20 protein-coding genes are annotated in these 15542 nt (G+C 40.6%); 15 read left to right on the top strand and 5 right to left on the bottom strand.

The window, feature by feature from the left end; all coding sequences use genetic code 11:
* Nucleotides 1-66: 66 nt before the first annotated feature.
* From PX700_RS11465 to PX700_RS11455, 3 genes are all read left to right on the top strand, one after another.
* Nucleotides 67-522 (top strand): GNAT family N-acetyltransferase, encoded by a 456-nt coding sequence (locus PX700_RS11465; RefSeq protein WP_479520770.1) that lies wholly within the window; start codon nucleotides 67-69, stop codon nucleotides 520-522.
* Nucleotides 523-600: 78 nt separating this feature from the next.
* Complete coding sequence (locus PX700_RS11460) at nucleotides 601-933, top strand: type II toxin-antitoxin system RelE/ParE family toxin (RefSeq protein ID WP_039486712.1); 333 nt, start codon at nucleotides 601-603, stop codon at nucleotides 931-933.
* On the top strand, nucleotides 920-1234 hold the full coding sequence (locus tag PX700_RS11455; protein WP_415636838.1) for a helix-turn-helix domain-containing protein: 315 nt from the start codon (nucleotides 920-922) through the stop codon (nucleotides 1232-1234). The genes PX700_RS11460 and PX700_RS11455 overlap by 14 nt, the downstream gene beginning before the upstream one ends.
* A 118-nt stretch (nucleotides 1235-1352) precedes the next feature.
* On the opposite strand, the gene PX700_RS11450 is transcribed toward PX700_RS11455, so the two are convergent.
* From PX700_RS11450 to PX700_RS11435, 4 genes are all read right to left on the bottom strand, one after another.
* Nucleotides 1353-2057, bottom strand: coding sequence for a hypothetical protein (locus PX700_RS11450; protein WP_415636839.1), 705 nt, complete (start codon nucleotides 2055-2057; stop codon nucleotides 1353-1355).
* A 9-nt stretch (nucleotides 2058-2066) separates the two neighbouring features.
* Nucleotides 2067-3254 (bottom strand): vWA domain-containing protein, encoded by a 1188-nt coding sequence (locus PX700_RS11445; protein WP_415636840.1) that lies wholly within the window; start codon nucleotides 3252-3254, stop codon nucleotides 2067-2069.
* Between the two features lie 265 nt (nucleotides 3255-3519).
* Nucleotides 3520-4365, bottom strand: a complete 846-nt coding sequence (locus tag PX700_RS11440; protein ID WP_197119068.1) for an AAA family ATPase — start codon at nucleotides 4363-4365, stop codon at nucleotides 3520-3522.
* 52 nt (nucleotides 4366-4417) lie between these two features.
* On the bottom strand, nucleotides 4418-4657 hold the full coding sequence (locus PX700_RS11435; protein ID WP_415636841.1) for a DUF1653 domain-containing protein: 240 nt from the start codon (nucleotides 4655-4657) through the stop codon (nucleotides 4418-4420).
* A 60-nt stretch (nucleotides 4658-4717) separates the two neighbouring features.
* Between PX700_RS11435 and PX700_RS11430 the strand changes: the two genes are divergently transcribed.
* The 11 genes from PX700_RS11430 (at nucleotide 4718) to rpoS (ending at nucleotide 12303) form a co-directional block, all read left to right on the top strand.
* Nucleotides 4718-5197: a DUF2947 domain-containing protein gene (locus tag PX700_RS11430; RefSeq protein ID WP_165740820.1), complete on the top strand. Its 480-nt coding sequence runs from the start codon at nucleotides 4718-4720 to the stop codon at nucleotides 5195-5197.
* Between the two features lie 74 nt (nucleotides 5198-5271).
* Nucleotides 5272-5907, top strand: coding sequence for a hypothetical protein (locus PX700_RS11425; RefSeq protein ID WP_415636842.1), 636 nt, complete (start codon nucleotides 5272-5274; stop codon nucleotides 5905-5907).
* A 37-nt stretch (nucleotides 5908-5944) separates the two neighbouring features.
* Nucleotides 5945-6232 carry a cell division protein FtsB gene (gene ftsB, locus PX700_RS11420; RefSeq protein ID WP_165728446.1) on the top strand — a complete coding sequence of 96 codons (288 nt, stop codon included), beginning with the start codon at nucleotides 5945-5947 and terminating at the stop codon, nucleotides 6230-6232.
* Nucleotides 6222-6923: a 2-C-methyl-D-erythritol 4-phosphate cytidylyltransferase gene (gene ispD / locus PX700_RS11415; RefSeq protein WP_415636843.1), complete on the top strand. Its 702-nt coding sequence runs from the start codon at nucleotides 6222-6224 to the stop codon at nucleotides 6921-6923. The genes ftsB and ispD overlap by 11 nt, the downstream gene beginning before the upstream one ends.
* Nucleotides 6920-7417: a 2-C-methyl-D-erythritol 2,4-cyclodiphosphate synthase gene (gene ispF / locus PX700_RS11410; RefSeq protein ID WP_007376069.1), complete on the top strand. Its 498-nt coding sequence runs from the start codon at nucleotides 6920-6922 to the stop codon at nucleotides 7415-7417. Before ispD ends, ispF begins: the two co-directional genes overlap by 4 nt.
* Nucleotides 7414-8466 carry a tRNA pseudouridine(13) synthase TruD gene (truD, locus tag PX700_RS11405; protein ID WP_165728449.1) on the top strand — a complete coding sequence of 351 codons (1053 nt, stop codon included), beginning with the start codon at nucleotides 7414-7416 and terminating at the stop codon, nucleotides 8464-8466. The genes ispF and truD overlap by 4 nt, the downstream gene beginning before the upstream one ends.
* A complete protein-coding gene (surE, locus tag PX700_RS11400) occupies nucleotides 8447-9211 on the top strand; it encodes a 5'/3'-nucleotidase SurE (RefSeq protein WP_415636844.1) in 765 nt (254 codons plus the stop codon). The genes truD and surE overlap by 20 nt, the downstream gene beginning before the upstream one ends.
* Complete coding sequence (locus PX700_RS11395) at nucleotides 9201-9839, top strand: protein-L-isoaspartate(D-aspartate) O-methyltransferase (RefSeq protein WP_479520769.1); 639 nt, start codon at nucleotides 9201-9203, stop codon at nucleotides 9837-9839. The genes surE and PX700_RS11395 overlap by 11 nt, the downstream gene beginning before the upstream one ends.
* A gap of 9 nt (nucleotides 9840-9848) precedes the next feature.
* Nucleotides 9849-10427: a YqaA family protein gene (locus PX700_RS11390; protein ID WP_415636845.1), complete on the top strand. Its 579-nt coding sequence runs from the start codon at nucleotides 9849-9851 to the stop codon at nucleotides 10425-10427.
* A 41-nt stretch (nucleotides 10428-10468) separates the two neighbouring features.
* Nucleotides 10469-11293, top strand: coding sequence for a peptidoglycan DD-metalloendopeptidase family protein (locus PX700_RS11385; protein WP_479520768.1), 825 nt, complete (start codon nucleotides 10469-10471; stop codon nucleotides 11291-11293).
* Between the two features lie 35 nt (nucleotides 11294-11328).
* On the top strand, nucleotides 11329-12303 hold the full coding sequence (rpoS, locus tag PX700_RS11380) for an RNA polymerase sigma factor RpoS (RefSeq protein WP_415636847.1): 975 nt from the start codon (nucleotides 11329-11331) through the stop codon (nucleotides 12301-12303).
* A 90-nt stretch (nucleotides 12304-12393) separates the two neighbouring features.
* Here rpoS and mutS read toward each other — a convergent pair whose 3' ends face one another.
* A complete protein-coding gene (mutS, locus tag PX700_RS11375; RefSeq protein ID WP_479520767.1) occupies nucleotides 12394-14979 on the bottom strand; it encodes a DNA mismatch repair protein MutS in 2586 nt (861 codons plus the stop codon).
* A 21-nt stretch (nucleotides 14980-15000) separates the two neighbouring features.
* Between mutS and PX700_RS11370 the strand changes: the two genes are divergently transcribed.
* Nucleotides 15001-15489, top strand: coding sequence for a CinA family protein (locus PX700_RS11370; protein ID WP_415638769.1), 489 nt, complete (start codon nucleotides 15001-15003; stop codon nucleotides 15487-15489).
* Nucleotides 15490-15542: the final 53 nt, after the last annotated feature.

Below are 15542 nucleotides of genomic sequence, written 5' to 3'. Positions count from 1 at the left end.
GCTACTTGCTTTAGGGTTTTAATTAAAGCCCTAAAGCATTAAATTCTAGGATTAAACGAGATATAAATGGATATTAGAACAGGTGAACTTTCAAACCATGAAGTTATAAAACTACTACAAGCGCATCATAACGATATGCTAAAGCACTCACCCGTCGAGAGCGTACATGCACTTGATGTGAGCAAACTCACTCAGCCCGACATAACTTTTTATAGCTTATGGATTGATAATAATTTAGCGGGTGTTGGCGCTTTAAAAGTACTAAATGCGACCGAAGGCGAAATTAAGTCAATGCGTACATCAAGCAACTACTTACGCCAAGGTATAGCTGCTAAGTTGCTCACCCATATTATTGAGCAAGCGACCTTGCGAGGTTATAAAAAGTTAAGCTTAGAAACCGGCACTGCAAAGACATTTTTGCCCGCACAAAAGCTTTACGCTCAATTTGGTTTTAAAGAGTGCGAACCGTTTGGTGATTATGAGTTAGATCCTTACAGCTTGTTTATGAGTAAAGCGCTTTAGCTAAAGCAAGAGATACCTGCCGCTACTCGTTTAAAATCTTCAATTGAATTTATACGCTAACTGCGTATACTTTAATGTATGAAAAGCCTATTTGTTGAATCAAACATATTCGAAAAGTACCGAGAGTTGTACTTGAGTGATGACGAGTATCGTTTATTTCAAGCAGATCTAATGGTTAACCCAAAACAGGGCGATGTTATTCAAGGAACAGGCGGCTTACGTAAAATACGAGTTGCGAGCAAAGGAAAGGGTAAGCGTGGTGGTTCAAGAGTTATATATTATTACTTGGACGACAAAAGACGTTTTTATCTACTCACTATCTACAGTAAAAACGAAGTAACCGATTTAACAGCAGATCAGAAAAAACAATTAAAAGAATTCTTAGAGGTGTGGCGCAATGAGCAAACGTGATTTATTTTCAGAATTAACTACAGCACTTGTTGATGCTAAAGCGCATTCACAAGGAAAGCTTACGTTACGTACTCATGCAGTAAAGGATATCAACGACCTTGCTATCTCACCTGATGAAATAGTAAATATTCGAGAAACATTTAATATGTCGCGCGGTGTATTTGCAAACATTCTGCATACATCATCAAGAACGCTCGAAAACTGGGAACAAGGACGCAGCGCACCGAATGGGCAAGCGATAACTTTGCTAAAGCTTGTGCAACGACATCCTGAGACATTGAATCATATTGCTGAGCTGTAGGGTTTTAAGCCTTATCAAAATGAATGAAGCATTTAGACAATTTTCGCTTATTTTTTTGGATCAGAAGAGAGATGTAACCTAATAACTTGTTCTGGCGTGCATCTGAAAAATAGTAAGACTATTCTTCAGATGAAAGAGCCTCTTCCCATGCAGGAAGAGCTAACCTTTTTTCACCGGGGAAAAGTAACTCCTGTAGTTGCTCATAGTAATTATTAATTTCATAATAAAAACTTGAAAAATCTGAGTGGGCATGACTTGCTTTCAGGTATATCATCTTTGAGACAATTGAATTTGATTGGTATTTGTCTGAAGGTAGTTTAGCTAAACTAATGAAAATTCCTTTTTTAGAACTTTCAATGTTTATTACTATTTGCTCCATATCACTATGTATTTTATCCAAAAAGCTTTGTTGCACCTCAATATCTCTCTTTAATGCATCGTCATTTGATCCACTATTTAGCCTGAGTCTAGAGATTAGTTCTTTTAAGTTTTCGCGCTGCTTTCCAAATTCATTACTCTGACTAACATACTCACTTATATTAACGAAGTAATTAACTATATTACCTAGGAGTTCTAATTTCATTTCAATAGACTTTTGTGTAAGCCAAGAGTTTCTGGCATTCCAGGCTAGATAAGCTAGAGCAACTGTACCAATCATGATTAAGAAAGTGCTGGTGGAAGTTATCCAGTTAGCAAGGCTATCTTGTTTAAGTTTACTTAGTAGTATATCTATTATTGAATTAGTTGAAATACCTACGATGAATCCAATAAATATAAGAAGGGTACAAACAAACCATTCATTTAAATAAATACTTTTTTTCATATTATTCCTTTAACTCAGCTCTTTTATCGCTCTACTTATCCCATCTAAGCTCAGCGCATACATGCGATTGTTCATTAACTCTTTTATAAAACCAATTGATTGATAGTACGGCCAGTGTTCAACGGGTTGTGGGTTGAGCCAGGCGACTTTATCAAAGTGGTTGGTGATTCTTGATAACCAGGCACTGCCGGGCTCTTCGTTATAGTGCTCTACTGAGCCGCCGGGGTAGGCTATTTCGTATGGTCCCATGGTGGCATCGCCGACAAATATGACTTTGTAGTCGCTGGTAAATTTATTAATCAGCGTCATGGTGTCTATTACGTTTGAATGGCGGCGCGCGTTATCTTGCCAAACATTTTCGTACAAGCAGTTATGAAAGTAGTAAAACTCTAAGTGTTTAAACTCGCCCTGGGCGGCGCTAAATAATTCTTCGCAGGTATGAATGTAGTCATCCATTGAGCCGCCAATATCAAACAGCATGAGTACTTTTACCGCATTGTGGCGCTCGGGCGCCATTTTTACGTCAAGCATACCGCCTTGTTTTGCGGTAGCGCGAATAGTCTCGTTTAAATCTAGCGTGTCGCTTGCGCCAGTGCGGGCAAACTTTCGTAACTTTTTAAGGGCGAGTTTTACTGTGCGCGAACTAATTTCTCTGTCGGTGTCGAGGTTTTTGTATTCTCGTTTATCCCACACTTTTACTGCTTGGCGGTTACGGTTGCCTTCTTGCCCTATACGCACACCTTCTGGGTTATAGCCGTATGCACCAAAAGGTGATGTGCCGCCAGTGCCCACCCATTTATTGCCGCCAGCGTGGCGTTTTTGTTGCTCTTCTAAACGCTCTTTTAGGGTTTTCATAAGCTCGTCGAGTCCGCCCATAGCTTTAAGTTGGGCTTTTTCTTCATCGCTTAGGTTTTTTTCAAACTCTTTACGTAGCCAATCTTCTGGTAAGTTATGTTGCTGCTTTAAGCTCTCGAGTAAATCGAGGTCAGCAATACCACTAAAATAGTCGCTAAAGGCTTTGTCGAATCGATCAAAATGCGTTTCGTCTTTTACCATTATGGTGCGTGCTAAATGGTAAAAGGCGTCTACGTCGGCAAATATAACGCCCTTTTTTAAGGCGTTAATTAAGTCGAGTAACTCGCGCAAACTGACTGGTAAGCGGTATTTACGTAATTTGAAAAAAAATGCAATCAACATATAAGGGCCTGTTTATCTTTCGAGGTTAAATTTGCAGTAGTGTGTTTAGTATTTAGGTAAGGCAGAGCCTATGTAGTGTGGTTATTCCCCATAAATAGGCGATAACACAGCATAAATACCAAACACGCGCTGCCCGAAGGTTCGTCCTAGGGACGATTAACTCTTTGTTGCTCGGCTTTTACTTAGCCCACTAGGTTACAAACCTCGCGCCACGATTAAATCGCCCCTAGTTAGAAAAAATTTAATCCTGAAAGGTCAACAGGCCCTAGCGGCTCATAAATGCGAGTTTTTCGATTAGGCTGATGTCTTGCTCATTTTTAAGTAATGCGCCAAACATCGGCATTAAACCGCCTTTTTTAGCTTTGTCGTGCAGTGTTTTAGCGTCAATGTCTTCAGCCATTAAAAGTTTTAACCAGTCGAGTAATTCGCTGGTGGATGGCTTCTTTTTAAGACCATTTGCGTCGCGCAGGTTAAAAAATACTTCGAGTGCTTGGCGTACTAAATCTTGTTTTACGTTAGGGTAGTGCACGTCAATAATCTGCTGCATTTCATCGCTGCTAGGAAAATCAATATAGTGAAAAAAACAGCGGCGTAAAAATGCGTCCGGTAACTCTTTTTCGTTATTTGATGTGATGATCACAATAGGGCGCTCTTTGGCGACAATGCGCTCGTTAGTTTCATAAACATGAAACTCCATTTTATCGAGCTCAAGTAGTAAGTCGTTTGGAAATTCTATATCGGCTTTATCTATTTCATCAATGAGTAATACAGGGCGTTTACCGTGTAGTTCTGCATGAGTAAATGCTTGCCAAAGCTTACCTTTAACAATGTAGTTACCAATATTGTGTACACGCTCGTCACCTAATTGACTGTCGCGCAGGCGCGAAACCGCATCGTACTCGTACAAGCCTTGCTGGGCTTTAGTAGTCGATTTTATATGCCACTGAATAAGTGTGGTATCTAAGCTTTTAGCCAACTCCTCAGCCAGCATGGTTTTACCCGTACCGGGTTCGCCTTTAATTAAAAGTGGTTTTTCGAGCATAATGGCCGCATTTACGGCCTGTTTTAGCGAGCTGCTTGCGATGTAATTGTCAGTAGAATTAAATTGCACGGTGTACCCTTGTCTGGTCTGAGGAGTAGGTTATTTTGTTATAATGCCATAGTTAAGCAGCAGGTCCAATATAAGCAAAACGCGGTATTGTTTTACCGTCTTTTTCAACGGTTTCTAAAAACATACTAAGTGGACGTGCCCAGATTCCAAATTCACCATAGAGTGCTTGGTAAATCACAAGTTGTTCCTCGGTTTCGCTATGGGTGGCAACGTGAATAACTTTGTATTGCGGCCCTTTGTAGTGTTGGTACATACCTGGTTTGAGGGAAAGTGGTTTTATTGCTGTAGTCATGTTTTGATCTCTTGTATAATTTGGCTTTGCACTTTTAATGTTAACTAATTTGCCAACACTATGAACTATATTTCTTTAGATGATTACAAAAAGGCGTGGGTTTTTCGCCACAAAGATTTACCTGTATCTGATGAAGACGCAGCAAAAATAAAGCCTATGGGCGACGAGCGCGCAGCCGTACTTTGGACAACCATGGTGAGCCGTGAGTTTGATCACCCAGATTTTTTTGAAGACACCGATTGGTGCGGACAAGAAAAAAGTTTTAGCCAAGAAGTAGATTGGCAAGATGCGTGGGAAAATGGCGATGCGCAACCACCAGAAGCAATCTTAACTTTTTTAGATTGGGAAGCTAATACCACGGTTTATTTTTGTATGGCGCGCGATAATATTATCGAAACAACATTTGATGTATTTAAACGCAATTGGCAAAACTTTATGTTTTTAGCCGATGGCAGTTTGCTGATTGGTAAAAAGCGTAATACGGTTGTGCAATTTTTAGAATCAGGTAAAGCAAAATTAGGTGAAAAGCCAAGCGCTTAAATAGTGCGCTGCGCTTAAAAAATATTCAATACTGTGTTATAAAACATTTACCTGAGTATTTTTGAGTACAGCTATTGGTCGCTAAAAATCAGTCACTTGGTGCTCAGCAGCAAGTTGAAATTTGGCAAACTGATGCACAAAAAGTGTTGTATGCACAATTGTGCAATGCGTTTTATCAGCGAGAGGTTAAGCGTTTAGTTGCAGAGCCTAATGCCGATAAACTGCGCCGCCAGTTAAAAAGCCTACCTTATTATATTGAGCGAGCTGCAACGTTGGTTGCCAATGGTGACACGCCTTTTACACTTGATGCGCAAAACGGGACGTGGCTTGAAAAGCAAAAACCGACTCCACCCGATGTGAATGTTCACGCTAATGAACTTTTTTATCAAACGTATGCCAAAGTGGGGCTTATAGTGCCCGTTATATTGCATGGTTACGATCAGGTGCGCCTTAGAATAGATAGCATTGATCAGTTAGGCGAAAATAAGCTGCATTGCAACGAGCTTGGTTGGTTTGATTTTTTAGGTAATGGGCTAGAGCAGCAAAATGCTCAGTTAATAAAGCCAAGTAAAGTGAGCTTAACTGCTGCATGTTGCGGGCATCAGTGGCAATTTTCGAAGCGTTGTATGCCACGGGTTTTATCGCTACGCGAAATGCTTTTAGCGGGTAGTATTAATTGGCGCAATTTAAAGCGCCCCTTAGCGTATTAAAGTTAAGGTATTTGGAATTTAAAATAAGGAGTGTTAAATGCGTATTTTTCAAGTTGGCTTACTGTGCTTAGCACTGTTTGTACAATACAGATTATGGTTTGGTCATAATGGTTTACAAGACTACACACGGCTAAAAGGTGCTGTAGCATCGCATCAACAAACCAACGAAAAGCTCATTAAACGTAATAAAGTACTTAAAGCAGATATTGAAGATTTAAAGCTTGGCCAAGAAGGCATTGAAGAGCGTGCACGCAACGAATTGGGAATGATTAAACCGGACGAAACATTTATTCGTGTTTTACCGGGCAAACAATATGACAAATAAACAGACTATTGCAGCAATTGTACCTGCTGCGGGTGTTGGCAGTAGGATGCAGCACAATGCGCCTAAGCAATACATACAATTAGCGGGTAAAACTATTTTAGAGCATACCTTAGCTAAACTTTCTCAATTACCCCAATTAAGCTCTATTGTTGTTGCCCTTAGCGACAGCGACCCCTATTTTGACGAACTCCCACTGCTTGATAAGCGCATTGTGCGAGCCAGTGGTGGAAAAGAGCGAGCAGATTCAGTACTCAATAGCTTACTTTTTTTAGCACCTAACCCGCCTACGTGGGTATTAGTACATGATGCTGCGCGCCCATTAGTTAATATTAGTGATATAGAGCGTTTAATTGATGAATGTATACGCGCTGATGAAGGCGGTATTTTAGCGAGTAAAGTAAAAGACACCATAAAACGCGGACACGAGTACAGCGAACAAACTGTACCTCGCGATGACTTATGGCAAGCACTTACCCCACAGTTTTTTAAATATGAAGAGCTTAAAAGTGCACTTCAAAACGCATTAGCGAGTGGAGTAACTATTACCGATGAAGCAAGTGCAATTGAATGGGCGGGTAAACCGGTAAAGCTTGTAACAGGTCGCAGCGATAATATTAAAATAACCACGCCAGAGGATTTAGATTTGGCTGGGTTTTTACTACATAAACAACAAAACGAGAGTGCATTATGATACGAATTGGCCATGGTTTTGACGTACATAAATTTGGCGGCGAAGGCCCGTTAACTATTTGTGGTGAAAAAATTGATTACCCACAGGGCTTTTTAGCGCACTCAGATGGCGATGTGGCTATTCATGCATTATGCGATGCTATTTTAGGCTCCCTTGCAATGGGTGATATTGGTAAGCACTTTCCTGATACGGCAAGCGAGTATGAAAATATCGACAGCCGTATTTTACTTCGCCATGTAGTTGGCTTAGCTAAAGAACAAGGTTATGTACTTGGTAATGGCGATGTAACTATTGTTGCACAAGCGCCTAAAATGCTGCCACACATTCAAGCTATGCGCGCTAATTTAGCCAGCGATTTAAATTGTGACCTTTGCCAAATTAACGTTAAAGCCACCACCACCGAAAAGCTAGGCTTTGAAGGTCGTAAAGAGGGTATCTCGAGCCATGCTGTGGTAATTATGAGTAAAGAGCTAGCGAGTACAAAAAACGCATGAGCGATTTAAATTATTTATACGGTGCACCGCTTTCTAAAGCTGATTTTAAAACCACTGCTGAAGACTTTATGGTTGATGAAGACCTAGGTATAGAATTTACCGGCAGTGGCGAACACGTGTGTTTACAGGTGGTTAAAAAAGGCGAAAATACGCAATACGTTGCAAAGCTAATTGCACAACGTGCGGGTGTGTCACCGCGAGACGTAAGTTACGCCGGCATGAAAGATCGCCATGGAGTGTGCTCGCAGTGGTTTAGTGTAAAAGTACCGATTAAAAAGCCTATCGATTTTAGCGATTTAAATAGCGAGAGTATTTTTATTGTTTCGCAACAGCGCCACGACCGTAAATTACGTACGGGTTGCCACAAAGGTAATAAATTTACTATTACGCTGCGTAATGTAACCAAGCCCCTTGATATTTTATGCCGTATTAACGCTGTGCGCGCAGGTGTGCCTAATTATTTTGGCGAACAACGCTTTGGTCATGGCGGGCATAATTTAGTAATGGCTGAAAAAATGTTTGCCGGTGAGCGTATTCGCGATAAAAAACTGCGCGGTATTATTATTTCAGCGGCGCGCTCACATGTGTTTAATCAGTTAGTAAGCCTACGTGTAAAAGAACATGGTTTAGCTAAAACAATGCACCGTGAAGTATTTATGCTTAGTGGCAGTAACGCATTTTTTGAAGACGCAATTAACGATGAAAACATAGAACGATTAGCCACTGGCGATATTATGATGTCGGCACCTATGGTAGGTAAAAGTGAAAAAGGCTTAACCGAGCAAGAGAAAGTATGGCTCGAACCATATCAAGCATGGTGCGATGGCTTAGGTGAGCTAGGCCTTAAAAATGAGCGCAGAATGCTGCGTTTAATTCCGCAAAACTTAACGGTTGAGACCATAGATGAAACCAGTTTAAAACTGAGTTTTGGTTTGCCTAAAGGGTGTTTTGCAACCGCATTATTACGCGAGCTGGTGGATTACACAGATGCAAGTCCACGAGAGCGCAAAGAAAAGGATAATGGTATAAATGAAGATACTGTTAAGTAACGATGATGGCGTAAATGCTAAAGGCATTGCAGTTTTATATCAGGCGCTTATACAAATTGCAGATGTAACCCTTGTTGCACCTGATCGCAACTGTAGTGGCGCAAGTAATTCTTTAACGTTAATGAACCCGCTGCGAGCTACAACGCTTGAAAATGGTTTTATGTCGGTTAATGGCACGCCTACTGATTGTGTACATTTAGGTGTAAACCAGTTAGCTGATGAAAAACCAGATCTTGTTGTTGCAGGCATTAACCATGGTGCCAATTTAGGCGACGACACGCTTTATTCTGGCACTGTTGCAGCTGCAACTGAAGGTCGCCATTTAGGCTTACCTGCAATTGCAGTATCGCTTTGCTCACATAAGGGCGAGCATTTTGAAACAGCCGCCGCAGTTACCGTAAATATTATTAAAGGCTTGGCTTCGCACCCGCTGCCAAAAGATCAAATAATAAATATTAATGTGCCAGATATTCCATTAAGTGAATTAAAAGGGGTGCAAGTAACACGCCTAGGCGCTCGCCATAAAGCCGAAACCATGACCAAACAAACCGATCCTTGGGGTCGAGATATTTATTGGTATGGATCGCTGGGCATAGAAAACGATGCAGGTGAGGGGACCGACTTTCACGCTATTAACAATGGCTATGCATCGGTGACGCCATTGAGTGTTGATATGACAGCAAAAGATAGCTTAAAAGCCGTAGGAGACTGGTTAGCCGATTTGGAGATTAATCGTGCTCGCTAACTATAATCGCAGTGCAAAAGCGTTATCTGACTTACTAAAGCGTGAAGGCGTTGAAGATACACAAGTACTCAGTGCTATAGCTGACATTCCTCGCCATATTTTTATAGATGATGTGCTAAAACACAAAGCCTATGAAAATACAGCGTTACCTATTGGGCAAGGGCAAACTATTTCTCAGCCTTATATAGTAGCGCGTATGACTGAGTTGCTCCGCTTAGCTGGTGTACGCGATAAAGTATTGGAGATTGGCACTGGCTCTGGCTATCAAACTGCAATATTAGCTAAAACGTTTACTAAGGTTTACTCGGTAGAACGTATTAAAACACTTCAGTGGCAGGCAAAACGCAGGTTGCAGCAACTCGATTTATATAATGTAACCATGAAGCATGGCGATGGTTGGCAAGGCTGGCAATCACAAGCGCCGTTTGATGGTATTATAGTGACTGCTGCGGCTTCTAAAGTACCGCAAGACTTACTTGATCAGTTAGCCGATGGCGGCGTGTTATTAGCCCCAATTGGTGAGAGTGATCAAAAATTAATAATGGTTATCCGCAAAGGCGATAATTATAAAGAGCATGTTATTGCTCCCGTTAGATTTGTGCCGCTAGTACCTGGCGATATTGAATAGGAATTCATTTTGAAGTTGTTTACCAAGTTATACGATATGGCCCTAGTGTGGGCAAAGCACCGTAATGCGGAACGTTATTTAGCTGCAATGAGCTTTGCAGAGTCAGTTTTTTTTCCAATACCACCCGATGTAATGCTTGCACCTATGTCGCTTGCGCAACCTAAAAAAGCATGGCGCTTTGCAAGCTTTGCCACAATAGCGTCGGTTTTTGGTGGCATAATTGGCTACTTACTCGGTTTTTGGTTATTCGAACCTGTTGTTGAGCCATTAATTGCACAAATGCACTGGCAAGAAAAGTTTGATATCGCATTAAATTGGTTTAAAGATTACGGTGTTTGGGTTGTGTTTTTAGCTGGTTTTTCGCCGATACCGTATAAAGTATTTACAATTGGCGCAGGTGTTTTGCAAATGGCATTTTTGCCATTTTTACTCGCATCAGCTATTGGGCGCGGTGCACGTTTCTTTTTAGTTTCAGCTTTAATGAAGTGGGGCGGGGCTAAAATGGAAGCAAAATTACGTCAGTATATTGAAATACTTGGTTGGGGATTAGTGGTATTAATTGCATTAGCGTACTTTTTATTGCGTTAAGCGTTAAAAATATCAATTGTCTAATTTGGGAGGAAAATACAATGAATAAACAGTTTTTACTGTATGTGACTATATTTATTAGTATTTTTCTCTTTGGTTGTTCTTCTCGCCATATTCCTGCGCCTGTTAGCAGCCTAAATAATAATGTTAATGATTTAGGTCATACTATTAACATTAATGGAAGTAGCTATAAAGTGCAAAGAGGAGATACGCTTTATTCTATCGCTTTTAGTGCCGGGCAGGATTTTAGGTTACTAGCAAAAAACAATTCAATTCCATCACCTTACACTATTTTTCCTGGGCAAAATATCTCTTTAATCCCTAAGCCTAAAAAAATTAAAAGGGATGAAAAATATACGAATTCGAGTAAAAAGTCTACAAAAAAAATACAAAAAAATAACATAATATTAAAGAAAGAGCTTGATCCCCCAAAACAACGAGAGTATGTTCAGAAACAAGCCAGTAACAAAGTTAGTAATACTAAACGTTTGTCGAGCAGTAAAGTTAAGTGGTCTTGGCCTGCAAAGGGCAAAATTACCAAACGCTTTTCTAATAAGGAAAACGGTTATAAAGGTTTACAGATTACTAATCGCAAAGGGGCTTCAGTCTTAGCCGCGGCACAAGGAACGGTGGTGTACGCGGGTAGCGCTCTTCGAGGGTACGGTAGTTTAATCATATTGAAACATAATGATGATTATCTAAGTGCTTACGCACATAACTCGAAATTACTTGTTAAAGAAAAGCAGAAGGTTAAGGCAGGACAAAAAATAGCAGAAATTGGTAATTCAGAATCTCCGGTCACCGCGCTTCGTTTTGAAATTCGCTACCGAGGGCAAGCTGTCAATCCTGCTAAATACCTACCCTAATTTTTAGGTATTGATAATTGCTCGGGAGAAGGCTTATGGCTAGCGCAGCAAAACTTGACAAAAATAACACGACTGACGAAAATTTTGATGACACCGCCACAGATGGAAGCACTACTCTACTTGATAAAGTAGAAGACGATGAAATATTTGCAAAAGAGGAAGTCACTAAAAACCTTGATGCAACCCAACTTTATTTAGGCGAAATTGGTTTTTCTCCTTTGCTTAGTGCAGAAGAAGAAGTATTTTTTTCTCGTAAATCACTTCGAGGTTGTGAAGCCTCACGCAAACGTATGATTGAAAGTAACCTACGTTTAGTTGTTAAAATAGCACGCCGTTACAACAACCGCGGCCTGGCTTTACTCGATTTAATTGAAGAAGGGAACTTAGGTTTAATCCGCGCAGTTGAAAAATTTGACCCTGAGCGCGGCTTTAGATTTTCGACTTACGCTACATGGTGGATACGTCAAACAATTGAACGTGCCATTATGAATCAAACTCGCACCATTCGCTTACCTATTCACGTAGTTAAAGAACTTAATGTTTATTTACGTACAGCTCGAGAATTAACTCAAAAGCTTGATCATGAGCCAACAGCTGACGAAATTGCAGCTTGCCTAGACAAACCCGTTGAAGACGTGACTAAAATGCTACGTTTAAACGAAAGAATAGCATCGGTTGATATGCCTATTGGTGGTGAAAACGACAGTGTTTTACTTGATATCATTCCTGATGAAAAAAGTGCTGGCCCTGAAGGCGAAGTACAAAACAATGATATTAATAAGCATATTGTAGATTGGTTAGGTGAATTGAATCCTAAACAGCGCGAAGTGTTAGCACGTCGATTTGGATTGCTTGGCTATGAGCCATCTACACTTGAAGATGTAGGCCGCGAAATAGGCTTAACACGTGAACGTGTAAGACAAATTCAGGTAGAAGCATTACGTCGTCTAAAAGACATTTTGCAACAAGAAGGTTTAAGTACAGATAGCTTGTTTAATCAGTTTTCGTAACAGCTTAAATAATTTAAAAGACTATGTGTGTTAAAAGCCGAAGAATTTATTCTTCGGCTTTTTTTATGCTTGTAAATTAGATGATATAAATTACAACAATGCTTTTAGTTTATATAATAAATCGTGCGCTTGGCGTGGCGATAAGTTATCAGGGTCAATAGCACTTAACTGCTCTTCTACTTCAGAAGAGGCACTTTGTGTAACTTCGTTATTGAAAGTAAATGCTTGTTGCTCTGTATTTGGTGCAGTAACGCTTTGATGATTTTCAAGTAACTTAAGTTTTTGTTTTGCTTGTGCAATAACAGCTTTTGGAACTCCCGCAAGGGCAGCTACTTGTAAGCCAAAGCTTTTACTTGCAGCGCCATCAAGCACTGTATGCATAAAGGCGATAGTATCGTTATGCTCTATTGCATCAAGATGCACGTTTACAAGGCCCGTTGTTTGCTCAGCAAGCTCTGTAAGCTCAAAATAATGTGTAGCAAACAATGTTTTTGCAGATATTTTTGATGCTAAATGATCGGCTGTAGCATACGCAAGCGATAAACCATCGTAGGTACTTGTACCACGACCAATTTCATCCATTAATACTAAAGACTGCGCTGTCGCATTATTCAAAATAGTGGCTGTTTCGGTCATTTCTACCATGAAGGTTGAGCGACCTGATGCTAAATCGTCGCTTGCACCAATACGTGTAAATATTCTATCAATATTACCAATTTTAGCGCTGTCTGCGGGCACGTAACTACCTATATGCGCCATGAGAACAATAAGTGCTGTTTGGCGCATATAGGTCGATTTACCGCCCATGTTTGGACCGGTAATAATTAGCATTTTACGTTGGCTGTTTAACTCTACAGGGTTGGCAATAAACGGTTCTTTCATTACTTGTTCAACAACAGGGTGGCGACCTTGCTTAATGCTTATATTGTCGTTATCGCACAATTCTGGTTTTGCATAATTGAGTGCAAATGCACGCTCAGCTAAATTATTTAATACATCTAAATCAGCTAATGCTGCCGCCATTATTTGCAGCTGTTCAATATGTGGAGCGATAAACCTGAACAGCTCCTCATATAGTTGCTTTTCAAGCGCTAAGGCTTTTGATTGGCTACCAAGTACTTTATCTTCGTGCTCTTTAAGCTCAGGAATAATATAGCGTTCGTTATTTTTAAGTGTTTGACGACGAATGTAGTCGGCTGGCACTAAGTGAGCATTGGCGCGGCTTACTTCAATAAAAAAGCCATGTACGCGGTTATAACCAATTTTAAGCGTGCTAATACCTGTACGTTCGCGTTCACGCAACTCTAGTTGATCAAGTACATCGGTTGCACCTTTACTTAAGTTACGCCATTCATCAAGTTCACTGTTGTAACCAGGGGCAATAACGCCACCGTCACGAATAAGTACAGGTGGATTTTCTATCACTGCACGTTCTAATAATTCTTGTAAATCAGGGAGCTCAGGCGAGTGCTTGATAATACCCGCTATACGAGGATCGTTAGCATCACCTAATAAGGTATGCAGTGGTGCAAGTGACTGTAATGCACTGCGAAGGCGAGTTAAATCGCGCGGGCGAGCAGTACATAAAGCTAAGCGCGCAATAACACGCTCTACATCACCAATCTCTTTTAATGACTCATGTAATTCACCGCAAAGCTGTGCATCTAAAATAGCGCTAATTGCATTTAAACGAGAATTTAGCTCATCTTTGTTACGCACCGGAGTATGAATACGGCGCTTAAGTAAGCGAGAACCCATAGGTGTTGCTGTTTTATCAAGTACTTGAGCAAGGGTGTTTTCAAATCCGCCTGATAAATTAACAGTAAGCTCTAAATTTTTACGCGTTGCGGCATCTAAAATAACAGCGTGTTCGTTATGCTCAAGCGTAATTGCACGAATATGCGGCAGTGCAATACGTTGTGTATCTTTTACGTATTGCATTAAACAACCTGCAGCAACAAGTGCGCTGTGGGCTTTATCTACACCAAATCCCACTAAATCTTTAGTACCAAATTGATCGCATAATAAGTGCTGAGCCGTATCTAAGTCGAATTCCCACTCTGGGCGACGACGAGCGCCTTTTATATGCTCAATTAAATGAACGTTTTCAAAGCTTTCGCTATACAAAAGTTCTGCTGGCGATAGGCGTTGAATAGTTGAGCTAAAGGCTTCGTCGGTATTTACTTCAACAATGTTAAAGCGACCCGAGTTAATATCAAGGTATGCAATGCCATATAGGCCTTTTTTACTTTGCCAAACGCTAGTAAGTAAGTTGTCTTGTCGTTCTTGTAAAAGCGCTTCGTCAGAAATTGTACCGGGTGTAACTATACGAACAACTTTTCGATCGACAGGGCCTTTACTGGTTGCGGGATCCCCAACTTGTTCGCAAATAGCGACTGATTCACCCATTTGAACTAGGCGTGCTAAGTAGTTTTCTACGGCATGATAAGGCACGCCCGCCATTGAGATAGGATCGCCGCCGGCTTTACCGCGATGTGTTTGCGAAATATCGAGTAATTGAGCGGCGCGTTTTGCGTCATCAAAAAAAAGTTCGTAAAAATCGCCCATACGATAAAACAATAAAATATCGCGATGCTCTGATTTTATTTTTAGATACTGCTGCATCATAGGGGTTTGTTGTTTTATAGTGTGTGGTGCATAAAGATCAAACGACATGTATTTACCCAAAGGCTGAATATGGAATTACATCAAGAGATTAAAACACTTGCTGCGCAATTAGGCGCTATTTTAACGGATAAATGCTTATGGATCACTAGTGCTGAATCATGTACTGGTGGCGGAGTGAGTTATGCGCTTACCGATACCCCTGGAAGCTCGGCTTATATTGACCGTGCATTTGTCACTTACAGCAATCAAGCAAAGCAAGATTTACTAAATGTGAGTGCAGGCACATTAGCGCAATATGGCGCAGTGAGCGAGCAAACTGTACGTGAAATGGCAATCGGTGCTACTAAGGCAACAAATGCAAATATATCTATAGCTGTATCTGGCATTGCGGGCCCCGGAGGTGCAACTGATGGCAAACCTGTGGGACTTGTGTGGTTTGGCATACAAATTAATGACAAAGTACTGACCTTTAAACAAGTATTTACTGGTGATAGAGCTCAAGTTAGGTTGCAAGCTATTGTATTTGCATTGAAAAGTGTAATAGATGAGATAAAATGAAAAAATTAGCTTGATACTGTGATTTCATACAGTATACTTGTTCGCATTAGCTG

It is taken from the genome of Pseudoalteromonas sp. TP27, from assembly GCF_056470645.1.
Note: the sequence above shows the minus strand (reverse complement) of the source record. Positions and strands in the feature narration are given on the sequence as shown.

Coding starts and splice junctions, on each gene's coding strand:
- ispF (WP_007376069.1), top strand. CDS start 6,920: ATGATACGAATTGGCCATGGTTTTGACGTACATAAATTTGGCGGCGAA.
- PX700_RS11430 (WP_165740820.1), top strand. CDS start 4,718: ATGAACTATATTTCTTTAGATGATTACAAAAAGGCGTGGGTTTTTCGC.
- surE (WP_415636844.1), top strand. CDS start 8,447: ATGAAGATACTGTTAAGTAACGATGATGGCGTAAATGCTAAAGGCATT.
- PX700_RS11460 (WP_039486712.1), top strand. CDS start 601: ATGAAAAGCCTATTTGTTGAATCAAACATATTCGAAAAGTACCGAGAG.
- PX700_RS11445 (WP_415636840.1), bottom strand. CDS start 3,254: ATGTTGATTGCATTTTTTTTCAAATTACGTAAATACCGCTTACCAGTC.
- PX700_RS11450 (WP_415636839.1), bottom strand. CDS start 2,057: ATGAAAAAAAGTATTTATTTAAATGAATGGTTTGTTTGTACCCTTCTT.
- mutS (WP_479520767.1), bottom strand. CDS start 14,979: ATGTCGTTTGATCTTTATGCACCACACACTATAAAACAACAAACCCCT.
- ispD (WP_415636843.1), top strand. CDS start 6,222: ATGACAAATAAACAGACTATTGCAGCAATTGTACCTGCTGCGGGTGTT.
- PX700_RS11465 (WP_479520770.1), top strand. CDS start 67: ATGGATATTAGAACAGGTGAACTTTCAAACCATGAAGTTATAAAACTA.
- PX700_RS11385 (WP_479520768.1), top strand. CDS start 10,469: ATGAATAAACAGTTTTTACTGTATGTGACTATATTTATTAGTATTTTT.
- PX700_RS11370 (WP_415638769.1), top strand. CDS start 15,001: ATGGAATTACATCAAGAGATTAAAACACTTGCTGCGCAATTAGGCGCT.
- PX700_RS11455 (WP_415636838.1), top strand. CDS start 920: ATGAGCAAACGTGATTTATTTTCAGAATTAACTACAGCACTTGTTGAT.
- ftsB (WP_165728446.1), top strand. CDS start 5,945: ATGCGTATTTTTCAAGTTGGCTTACTGTGCTTAGCACTGTTTGTACAA.
- rpoS (WP_415636847.1), top strand. CDS start 11,329: ATGGCTAGCGCAGCAAAACTTGACAAAAATAACACGACTGACGAAAAT.
- truD (WP_165728449.1), top strand. CDS start 7,414: ATGAGCGATTTAAATTATTTATACGGTGCACCGCTTTCTAAAGCTGAT.
- PX700_RS11435 (WP_415636841.1), bottom strand. CDS start 4,657: ATGACTACAGCAATAAAACCACTTTCCCTCAAACCAGGTATGTACCAA.